The organism is Polaromonas sp. P1_G4 (assembly GCF_056405475.1).
The window spans coordinates 1-11542 of sequence record NZ_JBFUCA010000087.1; the positions used below are offsets into that span (position 1 = coordinate 1).

Here is an 11542-nt window from a genome sequence, read left to right on the forward strand (position 1 = left end):
GCGTATTGCATGGCCGCCATCAGCGCGCGCAGCTCCGCTTCGTTGTTGCAGCCCCGGCCTTCCGCGGTAATAGACAGCGGATGCCGGGTCCCGTCAGGCGCCATGACAAGCGCGCCCAGACCCATGCGGCCGGGGTTCGGCACGGCGCTGCCGTCGCAGTAGATGACCCAGGGCTCGCTGTTCAATGAATACTTTCAGGCGGACAGATGCGCGGCACAGGCGGCCCCATGGGAGACGGCCCGATTAAGCAGAGCCAATCAATATAAGTCATGCCGGGGATACCACCCGGTCGCATTCGCCGCTCTTGGTTTATGGTTGCGTTCATGTTCCAGATACGCAAGTACCAAAACTGGCTGCAGGCTACGCGCGGCCTGTCATTCGACAACTATGACGCGCTGTGGCGCTGGTCGGTCACCGACCTCGACGCCTTCTGGCAAAGCATCTGGGACTACTTCGAACTGCAGTCGCCCACTGCGCACACGGCCGTGCTGGGCCGGCGCAGCATGCCGGGAGCCGAGTGGTTTCCCGGTGCGCAGGGCAACTACGCGCAGCAGGTGTTCCGCCACACGGCCGCGGCCGACGCGGCGGGCGTGCCTGCCATCGTCAGCCACGGTGAAGGCAGCCTGGCGAACGGCGAAGCAGCGCGCGAACTGGGCTGGGCCGAGATGCGCCGGCAGTCGGCGTCGCTGGCCCTGCACCTGAAGGCGCAGGGCGTACAGCCCGGCGACCGCGTGGCCGCCTATCTGCCCAACACGCCCGAGACCATGGTCGCCTTCCTCGCGACGGTCAGCATAGGCGCCGTGTGGAGTGTGTGCGCGCCCGACATGGGCACGCCCGCTGTGCTGGACCGTTTTCGCCAGATTGAGCCCAAGGTGCTGATCGCCTGCAACGGCGTGCACTACGGCGGCAAGGACATCGACCGCCGCAGCGTGGTGGCCGAGCTGGCCGCCGCGCTGCCAAGCGCCACGCACGTGATCCTTCACGAGGTGCTGCCCGGCAATTCAAATGCTATTGATTTGATAGCTGATTGCGCACACCTGCAAAGCGCCACAGCCCGAAACGATGCACAAACAGCGGCCTTCGAGCCACTCTGGCTGCCGTTTGACCATCCATTGTGGATCGTCTATTCCAGCGGCACCACCGGCCTGCCCAAACCCATCGTCCACGGCCATGGTGGCGTGGCCTTGGTGGGGCTGGCGCTGCTGCGCCTGCACAACGACCTGGCACCCAGTTATGCCGACCCGGCCAATCCGGAACGCTTTCACTGGTACAGCTCCACCGGCTGGATCATGTGGAACGTGCAGGCCGCCAGCCTGCTCAACGGTACCACCTGCTGCATCTACGACGGCAACCCGGCGGGCACGAACAAGGACAAGCCCGACTGGACCACACTGTGGCGCTTTGTCGCCAACACGCGTGCTACTTTCTTTGGTGCGGGTGCGGCCTTCTTTGCCAACTGCATGAAGGCGGGGATTGACATTGCGCAGTGTGGTGACCTGGGCCGGCTTCGTACGCTGGGCACAACTGGATCACCGCTCAGCGAAGACACGCAGCGATGGGGTACCGCGCAGTTCGCAAAGCTACGTGATCGGGAAAACCGGACACGCCTGGCCGCCGGGCCGCCCCAAGGCCAGGCAGCCCCAATTTCAGGGGAAAGGGGCAGCGTAACGCCGGAGGTACACGAAGTGAAAAGCGTGGGGGCACCAATCTGGTGGTGCAATATCTCCGGCGGGACTGATTTCGCCGGTGCGTTTATAGGCGGCAACCGCGAACTGCCCGTGGTTCCCGGCGAAATGCAATGCCGCATCCTCGGCTGCGCGGTCGAGGCCTGGAACGACAAGGGCGAGTCCGTTGTCGATGAAGTCGGTGAGCTGGTCTGCACGCAGCCGCTGCCGTCCATGCCGCTGTACTTCGTTGGCGACAAGGACAACCAACGCTACCTCGCGAGCTACTTCGACACCTACCCCGGCGTGTGGCGGCATGGCGACTGGCTCAAGGTTACGCCCTCGGGCAGCTGCATCATCTATGGCCGCAGCGATGCCACTATCAACCGCCACGGCCTGCGCATGGGCACCAGCGAGCTCTACAGCGCGATTGAGGCGCTGCCCGAAGTGCTGGACTCCATGGTGGTCGACCTCGAATACCTGAGTCGCGAAAGCTATATGCCGCTCTTTGTGGTGCTGCGGCCTGGCCATGTGCTTGACGAAGCGATGAAGGTGCGCCTGAACCAGGCCGTCAAGACGGCGTTGTCGCCGCGCTTTGTGCCCAATGAGATTTTTGTCGTGCCTGAAATCCCACGCACGCTATCCGGCAAGAAGCAGGAGCTGCCGATCAAGAAACTGCTGCTGGGCCAGCCGTTGGAGAAAGTCGTCAACAAAGACGCCATGGCCAACCCGGGCAGCCTGGACTGGTATGTGGCCTTCGCGCAAAGCCGGCGGGTGGAGACAGACCGCCCCGCGTGACGTCATGATGCCGGCCGCAAGCCGGTCAGGTCTGTTCGCGCAACCACCGCGCCAGGTCCGTCACGACCCGCAGGCCGATGGGCGACACCGCCGTGAAATGTATACAGGCATGAATGGCACTGGGGTAGTGGCGGTGCGTCACCTCTACCCCGGCAGAGTCCATGCGCCGGGCGAGGGCGTGGCCCTCGTCGCGCAGCGGGTCGTGGCCCATGGTGGCGACCCATGTGGCGGGAAGGTTCGCCAGGCCCCCTGAGTCCAGCAAAGCAAAGTCAGGATGCTTGTCCGCATCGGTCTGCTTGCCGAGATAGCTGGCCATAAACCACTGCATCACGCCCATGCTGAGAAATTTGCCTTCGTTCTCCGGGTAGGAGGCGCTGGGCTGGCTGGGGTGCTGTGCCACCGGATAGATCAGGCCGAGCGCGCGAACGGCTTTTGCGTTCACGCGCCGTGATGCCACCAGTGCCAGCTGCGCGCCGGCGCTGTCGCCGGCCACAGCGATACGGTTTGCGTCGCCGCCCAACGCAGAGGCATTTGCGAGTACCCAGCGCAAGGCGGCCTCGACGTCGTCCGGTGCGGCGGGGAAGGGGTGCTCCGGCGCCAGCCGGTAGTCCACCGCCACGACCAGCATGCCGCTGTGGTGGCACAGCGTGCGGCAAACCTTGTCGTGGGTCTCCAGATCGCCGATCACAAAACCACCGCCATGCGCATACAGCAGCACGGGCCAGGGGCCTGCAGCTTCGGGCCGGTATACACGAAGGCGYAGCGGACCGCTGGGGCCGGGGAAGCTGGTGTCGTTCACTTCCCCGATGGCTGGGGCCGGCAAGCCCAAGGTGCCGGCCAGCTCGCGGTAAACCTGCCGCGCGATGGCGGGGGGCAGGCTTTCCAGGGGCGGGTTGCCCTGCGCGGCCGCCTGCGCCAGAAAGCCGGCCAAGGCGGGGTCCAGCGGAGCCGTCTCGAGCACGGTGGGGATGGTAGATATGGTCATTGCAGTCCTTGGCAGTTCACAGTTGCAGTACAAGGGTCAGCGCGGAACCGGCTTTGCCGGGCCGCAGGCGCCTAGGGGGTGTCACCGAATTAGTTTTCCATCGCGCGCCCGCATGCCGATCTCGACATGGTCCGAAGCGTGGTGCCGCTCCCGACCGAACGAGAGCCTGAAGCCGCCCAGGTCCAGTGCTCCAAGGCTTTCAATCGCCTCGCCGAGGCGCTGGCTGTCGGTGCGCGGGCCGGCACGGCGCAAGGCTTCCGTGCAGACACGCAGGTTCAGGTAGGACTCCAGGCCTTCGAAGGTCATAGCCTCGGGGCCGATGAAATCGTCTGCATCGCGCTCGAGCTCACGCACGATGGGCAGGCGGGCCACCTCGGGATTCGGCACCACGCTGGTGTAGCCCACCAGCCGGTTGCGAAACAGCCGTGTCAGCTGCGTCAGCCCCGCCGTCGACAAAGTGGCGATGGTGGACGGCACACTGTCATAGGCTGCGGCCGGAAGCCGCCCCAGCGCATCCAGCACCTCGTTGCCCAGGTTGAGTACCAGGGCCTGCGGCGCGGCCTTGGCCACGTCGCGGAATGCCGCTTCGATGGACGACAGCCGCGCGTCGGCGGTGATGCGTGTGACCTGCCGGCCGTCGCGTTGCAAGGCTGCCACCAGCGCCTCGGTGCGCGCCGGTTCGGAACCGTCGGCCAGCACCGCCACCCGGGTGACGCCGATGGATGCCAGCTGGCGCGCCAGTGCATCGGCCTCTCGCGCATCATCCGGCCGCAGGCTGAAAACATGGCGGACATCGGGAGAACGCAAAGCCGACGCGCCCGACATCGGGCCGACCAGCGGCACGCGAAGTTCACGCGTGGCCTGGGCGGCCTCAAGGCAGGCCCGTTCACCGAGGCAATTGGCGATGAGCACTGCCTTGTGCTGGCCCACCAGGATGCGCAGGTTGGCCGCCACGCGCCGTGGGTCGCCGCCGTCATCCAGCGTCACCAGCTCGATGCGGCGCCCGGCGATTCCGCCTGACACGTTGACGCGCTCCACATGCGCGCGGGCGCCGGCCAGCACACGGTTGGCGACCGGAAAGCCCGCGCCGGTGAGCGGCAGAGACTGGCCGACGACCAGGGCGTCGGGCGCGGCATGGCTTGCCGCGGCCGCGCCCAGCAGCATCGCCGTGGCAAGAAGCCTGCGCGTGCGGCGGGTCAGTGTGTCGCCACGCCGGCTCATACCGGCACTCGTACATTGACCGGCGTGGGCAGGGCCACTGCCGGCCGCAGCAGGAAGTAGCCAAGCGCGGGCAGCAGGACCAGCGCCCCCACCATGTTCCAGACAAACATGAAGGCCAGCAAAATGCCCATGTCGGCCTGGAACTTGATCGGTGAAAAAGCCCAGGTGCCGATGGCCAGCGCCAGCGTGATGCCGGTGAGCAGAACCACGCGGCCGGTGAACTGCAGCGCATGGTGGTAGGCCTCGGACAGGCTGGCACCTTCGCGCATGCGGGCCAGCGTGATGCTGAGCACATAGAGGGCATAGTCCACGCCGATGCCCACGCCAAGCGCAATCACCGGCAGCGTGGCGACCTTGACCCCCATGCCCAGGCCCACCATCAGAGCCTCGCACAGGATCGAGGTCAACACCAGCGGCAGCACCGCCACCACCACTGCGCGCCAGGAGCGGAAGGTGATCCAGCACAAAATCACCACCGCTGCATACACCCACAGCAGCATCTCGCGCATGGCCTTGCCCACCACGATATTGGTCGCCGCATCAATGCCGGCGCTGCCCGCGGCCAGCTTGAAGGTGACGTCCTGCGTGTTGTTGACCGCAGCGAAGCGGTCCACATCTGCCACCACGCGTGCCAGGGTTTCGGCTTTGTGGTCCTTCAGGTAGACGTACAGCGCGAGGAAAGAGCAGCTCTGGTTGAAAAGCTCGCGGGGTGCGCGCGTCTGCACGCCGCCCAAAGCGCCTTCGTTGGGGAGCAGCTCAAACCACTTGAAGTTGCCTTCGTTGTAGCCCACCATGGCCAGCTTGGACAGCGCGGCCATCGAGTTGGTGGATTCCACACCCGGCACTTGCTCAAGCTGCCAGGCCAGGGCGTCCACCTTGGCCAGCGTGCCATAGGCCGTGCATTTATCCGCGGGCGTGGTCACCATCACGGTCAGGATGTCGGCACTCGCTGCGTAGTGGGCAATCTGGTAGGCGTTGTCCTGGTTGTAGCGTGAACTGGGCCGTAGTTCGGATGCGCCGGGGTCGAGGTCGCCGATTTTCAAATGCAGGCTGATGGCATAGCCGCCTGCGGCCATGAGCGCCGCAACGACCACTGCTGCCGTGGCCCAGCGCTTTTGCGTGAAGTGATCCAGCAAGGCCCACAGCCATGAACGTTGTGCCCCTTGCGATGCTTCCTGGCGCAGGCTGCGTGCCGCCGCCGTGGGGGCCACGCCCACGTAAGACAACAGGATGGGCAGCAGCACGAGGTTGGTGAAGATGAGAACCGCCACGCCGATGCTGGCAATCAGGGCCAGGTCCTGGATAACCTTGATCTGGATGATGACCAGCACTGCGAAGCCCACGGCATCGCAGAGCAGCGCGGTCAGGCCCGCGACGAACAGGCGCCGAAAGGTGTAGCGCGCTGCGACCACCCGGTGTGTGCCGCGGCCGATGTCCTGCATGATGCCGTTCATCTTTTGCGCGCCGTGGCTCATGCCGATGGCGAACACCAGGAAGGGCACCAGAACTGAATAAGGGTCGAGCTCATAACCCAGCAATGCCAGCAGGCCGAACTGCCAGACTACCGCCACCACCGAACACGCCACCACAAGCGCTGTGCTGCGGGCGCAGCGGGTGTAGGCAAACAGCACCGCGGTGGTGATGGCGAGAGCCAGCAGGAAGAACAGCAGCACCTGATGCAGGCCCTCGATCAGATCACCAGCCACCTTGGCGAAGCCGGTCACACGAATCTGCAGCGCATCGTTGCCGTGCTTGGCGCGCAGGACTTCGATCTGGCGTGACAAATCGCCATAGTCCAGCGCCTTACCGGTTTCCGGATTACGGTCCAGCAAGGGAACAAACACGATGCTGGACTTGAAGTCGCCCGCCACCAGCTGGCCGATTTCGCCCGAGCGCTCGACGTTGGCGCGCAGCCCGGCAAGGCTGGCGGGTGAGCCGTCGTAGGCATCAGGGATCACTGGCCCGCCGTCCAGGCCTTCCTCGGTCACGGCCACCCAGCGGGTGTTGGAGGTCCACAGCGACTTCATGAAGGGCCGGTCCACACCGGGCAGCAGAAAGATTTCGTCGTTGATCTTCTGCAGCGCATCGAGGTAGGCCTTGTCGAAGATCGTGCCCTGCCGGGCCTCCACCACCAGCCGCAAGGCATTGGCCTGGCCGCCGAGGTCGGCCTTGTGGGCCAGGTAGTTGACGATGTAGGGGTGGCCCGTCGGGATGGTTTTTTCAAAACTGGCGTTGAGCTGCAGCTTGGTGGCCTGCCAGCCCAGCACGAGGGTCAGCAGCAGGCACACCGCCATGACCCAGAGCCGGTGATTGAAAAAAGCGCGCTCAAGCAGCGTGCCCGAACGCGTGTCAAAGTCTTCAAGCCGTGCGACGACGGGCTGGAGATCGGAAGAGGAGGAATCGGCGTGCATAAAGTTTCGCCATTGGCGGCGCATGTCTCTTCGTTGTTTTCAATTTGCCGGCAGTGCGGGCAAGTGCCGCATGCCACGCAGGCTTGCCAGCACCAGGCTGCCGTCGGCCGCCAGGGCAACGCCGGAAACCGGGACCGGCTCGCGTGCCGGGATGCGCCGCAGGCCGGGCCCGCCTGCGGTGCCCATCAGGGCGTCACCCGCCTGGCTCATCAGAACAAAACCGCCGTCCGGCAAAGCCATGCCGGCTCCCACCGCCATGGGCACGYCGGTGTCGAGCTTGTCCCAGTGCACGCCCTCGTCTGTCGAGCGGTAGGCCGAGCCGCGCAGGCCGTAGGCCACCAGCGCGCCGCCTCGGGTGCGCAGCAGGCCGAAAAAGCTGCCCTTGTACGGTGACTGCAACGCGGTAAAGCTGGCCCCRCCGTCACTTGAGCGCAGCAGCAAGCCCTGCTCACCGGCGATCACCAGCGTGCGGCCGTGGGCGCGCACGCCGTACAGATGAAGGGCTTTCGGGTTGGGCAGCCGTAGTCCCCATGCGGCCCACGTCTTGCCGCCGTCTTCGGTGGCAAACATCAGGTTGTAAGCACCGACGGCAAAGCCGCGCCGGGCATCCACGAATTCCAGGTCAAAGAACGGTTTGTCCGCACCTTCTTCCACCAGGCGCTCCGCCTGTGCCATGGCCTGGCTGTCGCCGCTGCGCTGCGCTACCTGCTTCACCAGCTCGGCCGCCTGCATGCCGTCAAGCTGTTTTTCCCAGGTGGCTCCGCCGTCAACGCTGCGCAAAATCACGCCCAGATGTCCTGCGGCCCAGCCGGTGCGTTCATCGGCGAAACACACGGCCGTCAAGGTGGCTTGCACAGGCACCTGCGCCTGTCGCCAGGTGGCGCCATGGTCATCCGACAGCAACACCGTGCCGCGCTCTCCCACCGCCACGAGCCGGGTGCCGGCCCGTGTCACGGCCAATGTGGCCGCGCCTGACGCCTTGGGCGTGACCAGCGCCGGCTGTGACAATACGGCGGGCCCGTTGGCAGCCCATGCGGGGAGTGCAGCGGAGGCCACCCAGCCGAGCAGCCCCATCAGGGCTGTCCGCCGCGCAACGCGAGGCTGGGCACTTCCGGTCATCAGCGAGCGCCTTCGCTGGCGAGCGATTCAGCGCTGAAGAAGGAGCGCGGGATCGGCGGCTGCACTTCATACTGTTTGGGCAGCTCGTTGGAGGCCATGTTCAGGTAGTAGGCGCCGGTCTGCATGTCATAGCCGCCCCACAGCACGACGTTGGTCACGGCGGGGACGTCCGGTGCCGTCAGCATCAGTGCGTAGTTGGTGCGCCAGAGCTGACCTTTGGCGTCCCAGCCGTCGAACAGCGCGATCTGCCAGGAGTCTTCGTCGATGTAGTACTTGCGTTTGGGCACCACATGGCGCTTGCCGGCAGCCAGTGTGGCCTCGACTTCCCACACGCGGTGCAACTCCCAGCGCACCTGGGTCGGGTTCAGCGTGTTGGGCGTCACCAGGTCTTCGATCTTGGCGGAAGCTGCGCGGTTGTTGTTATAGGGGATGTAGATTTCCTTCTTGCCCAGCAGCTTGAATTCGTGTTTGTCGATCGGGCCAAACAGCGTGAAGGCCTCGTCGAACAGACCGATGCCGGAGGTCACCGAGTCGGGTGTGTCATACGCCACGGAAGGCGCTTTGCGCACGCGGCGCTGGCCCACCAGGTACTGCCACAGGCCGCGCGGCGCGGCATCCGAAACACCGTCGAGCGCCAGGATGGCTTCGCCCGCTTTGGAGCCCGGTGCGTTGACCACCAGCTTGCCGTACTGGTAGTAGCCGTCGAACTTTTCGGCGCTCCCGTCCTTGTCGTAGAAGGCCTGGCGTATGGTTTGCGTGCCGCCGGAGGCCATGGTGCGCTTGCCATCGGACGTCACCACCCACACGCGCATCGGCATGGAAAAGTTGCCGCCGCGCCAGGCTGTGCGCTGGTTCCACATGGCTTCATAGCCGTCTTTGGGAATCGGAAATGGCGTGCCGCCGAAAGCGCCTTCCATGCCGTAGCCGCCTTCAATGGTCTTGGCCCGGGTGGCGTTCCTGAAGGTGTTGTCGTACACCGACTGCGGCGCCGCCGCGGTGCGGTGCGTGGGGTAGACGTCGATGCGGAAGTCGGGGTACTTCTTCATCAGCGCCTGCACGCCGTCGGTCAGCTTGTCGGCGTGCTGCGCCATGTTTTTGGCGTTGATCGACAGGATGGGTTTTTCGTTGGGATACAGGTCGGGCCGGGCATCGCCGTTCTTGTAGCCCGGGGTGGCCTTGGCGAGGCCCCCTTCCCACGGCGGAATGGTACCGTCCTTGTTGCCGGCTTTCTCGGCGCCCATGGGCGTCAGCGAGGATTTGAGTTTGGCGGCCTCTTCGGCGGTGACGGCGGCCTGGGCGGACATGGCGCCGGCCAGCAGGGCGGCCACGAGCAATGAGTGTTTTGCGGTCTGCATCATGATGGTTGTCTCTGTAATGTTTTTCAGAAAGTGCGGGAAGCGGTGAAGGAAACGAAGTTGCGGTCTTTCAGGGTCTGTCCGTAGGACAGCATGCGGGTGGGGGTGCTGGGGTCCGTGACGGTCAGGGTGTTTTCCTTGCCGACGAAGGCGGTGTAGTTCAAGGCGAAATTCCAGACGTTCTGGTATTTGCCCTTGATGCCTATGCTCACGTCGCCCGCCTTGCTGGCCCCGCCGGCAAAGTTGATAACGGCTGCGGAACGGCCGCCGAAGTTGTAGCCCAGACCCAGCGGGAATGACAGGTCCAGGCCGGGCAAAACCTGGAAGTACTGCGGCTCAAAGATCATGCGGAACGCCGCCGCGTTCCGCGTTGCGTTGGGATCCAGCCCGCCAAAGCCGACGGCGCTGGGGTTTTTGGTCACGCTCATGAGCCGGTTCCAGGCCAGTTCGGCCACCAGGGCGCCGCCGTCCCACAGGCTGGACTTGTTGAGCACGTAAATGCCCGACAGATTCAGGTGCGCCGTCTTGCCGGTTGCATAGCACGGGTTGGAGGGAGAGCCGTCGCAGTTGGCCGGTGGCATGAAGGGTGCACCGCCCAGCACGGCGGGGTCGCTGGCCAGTGGCGCGTCGGTGCGCACCGAGCCCTCCAGTGCCCAGTTGAGCTGTCCTATCGATGACGTGACGCTGGCACCAAAAGTCTTGATGCCCTTGGCATAGACGTTGTGCACATTGCCGTTGATCAGGTCAAACACCGGAACAGCCGGGGTCTTGTCGTTGTAGCGTGCCGCGTACACGCCGAACTCATAGTTGCCTCCGGCCGGCGCCCAACGCAACTGGGCACCGAACTGGCCGCTGTCGCCCGGCTTCTGGTCGCGGCTGGTGTCGGTGGGCAGCACCGGCCCGCCGAGGTAGACCCGGCCGCCGCCTATGTAGTCCTGGTTGGAGAAATAACTGCCGACGCCGGGGATTTTGCTGGGCCGCCACTTGAGCTGGTAGTAGCCGCCCAGTGTCACGCCCTCGGCCACCTGCAGCGTGCCGGAGATCTGCTCCACCGGCAGCAGCACTTCCTTGAACTGCCAGTTCGGCACCGAGACGATTTTGGCGATGTCCACCGGGCCCTGCGCGTTGGCGATGCCGTTCTGGCCGAAGAACACACTCTCCCCGTACTGCAGCGCGTGCTTGCCGACGCGTATCGAGGCCGGCATGCTGCCGATGGATCCCTTGCCCCAGACAAAGGCGTCGAGGAATTCGTCACCGCGGCCGTGCTGGTCCCGCGTTGCCGGGACGAACTGGTTGGCGGCCTGGCCGGCGAAGTTGCTGACGCCTGCCGTGCCGTCATTGGCATTGGCGCGCAGGTACTGCGAGTCGTACCAGGCGGAGTGGCTGATGCGCAGGCCCCAGTTGCTGCGGCTGTAGTCAAATTCGGTCAACAGGTCGGCGCGGTTGGAGATCAGGCCCTTCTTGAAGTTGAGGTCGCCATCGTTTTCATTGGTCACACCGCCATCGCCGCGGGCGGCCGGCGAGGTGAGCAGTGCGGACGGGTCCTTCAGCCGCCAGGCCAGGCTGTACTTGGGTGTGAAGTCCAGCCGGATTTTGGTGTCGGGGTCGCCGTTGTCCAGTTCCAGGGCGTGAGCCGGCAGTGCGCAAGCCAGGCCGCAGGCCAAGGCCAGCGTGGCTGGCCTGAAGGGTGTGAATACCTTGTTCATCGAATGTCTCCTCGTTATGTCGTCGTTGTTACGTGAATGGGGGATGGGTGCCCTCGCACCCGCGGCGTGTCAGCGTTAGATATAGTTAGATATAGGTGGAGGCCAGGCCGCCGTCGACAGGAATGTTGGCGCCGCTGACCCAGCGCGCGGCGTCGCCGCACAGCCATGCGATGACGGGTGCGATTTCGTCGGCAAAGCCGGGGCGCAGCATGCGGTGGGCATCGGCCTGAACGCGCTCCTGGCCCAGCATCGCCACGAAGTCGCCCAGGATGGGCGTGAACAC

General features: G+C 65.1%; 8 protein-coding genes and 1 pseudogene. 1 reads left to right on the plus strand and 8 read right to left on the minus strand.

Annotated features, from left to right (window positions below):
* Positions 1 to 125: pseudogene (locus AC1D1X_RS06535) on the minus strand (ribonuclease HI family protein); the annotation flags it as partial.
* Between the two features lie 198 nt (positions 126 to 323).
* On the opposite strand from AC1D1X_RS06535, the gene AC1D1X_RS06540 reads away from it, so the two are divergent.
* Entirely contained in the window at positions 324 to 2462 is a 2139-nt protein-coding gene (locus AC1D1X_RS06540; protein WP_477670366.1) for an acetoacetate--CoA ligase, read from the plus strand.
* Between the two features lie 25 nt (positions 2463 to 2487).
* On the opposite strand, the gene AC1D1X_RS06545 is transcribed toward AC1D1X_RS06540, so the two are convergent.
* The 7 genes from AC1D1X_RS06545 to AC1D1X_RS06575 form a co-directional block, all read right to left on the minus strand.
* Positions 2488 to 3447, minus strand: coding sequence for an alpha/beta hydrolase (locus AC1D1X_RS06545; RefSeq protein ID WP_477670365.1), 960 nt, complete (start codon positions 3445 to 3447; stop codon positions 2488 to 2490).
* 81 nt (positions 3448 to 3528) lie between these two features.
* The gene (locus AC1D1X_RS06550; protein ID WP_477670364.1) at positions 3529 to 4668 is read right to left on the minus strand and encodes an ABC transporter substrate-binding protein; all 1140 of its coding nucleotides are present in this window, start codon (positions 4666 to 4668) and stop codon (positions 3529 to 3531) included.
* On the minus strand, positions 4665 to 7079 hold the full coding sequence (locus AC1D1X_RS06555; RefSeq protein ID WP_477670363.1) for an efflux RND transporter permease subunit: 2415 nt from the start codon (positions 7077 to 7079) through the stop codon (positions 4665 to 4667). The genes AC1D1X_RS06550 and AC1D1X_RS06555 overlap by 4 nt, the downstream gene beginning before the upstream one ends.
* Before the next feature lie 39 nt (positions 7080 to 7118).
* Entirely contained in the window at positions 7119 to 8198 is a 1080-nt protein-coding gene (locus tag AC1D1X_RS06560) for a WD40/YVTN/BNR-like repeat-containing protein (protein WP_477698005.1), read from the minus strand.
* Positions 8198 to 9556 carry a DUF1329 domain-containing protein gene (locus tag AC1D1X_RS06565; RefSeq protein WP_477670361.1) on the minus strand — a complete coding sequence of 453 codons (1359 nt, stop codon included), beginning with the start codon at positions 9554 to 9556 and terminating at the stop codon, positions 8198 to 8200. The genes AC1D1X_RS06560 and AC1D1X_RS06565 overlap by 1 nt, the downstream gene beginning before the upstream one ends.
* Before the next feature lie 23 nt (positions 9557 to 9579).
* Positions 9580 to 11259, minus strand: coding sequence for a DUF1302 domain-containing protein (locus AC1D1X_RS06570; protein WP_477670360.1), 1680 nt, complete (start codon positions 11257 to 11259; stop codon positions 9580 to 9582).
* A gap of 85 nt (positions 11260 to 11344) precedes the next feature.
* Positions 11345 to 11542 (minus strand): SDR family oxidoreductase (locus AC1D1X_RS06575; protein ID WP_477698006.1); only part of this gene is annotated, 198 nt, incomplete at its 5' end.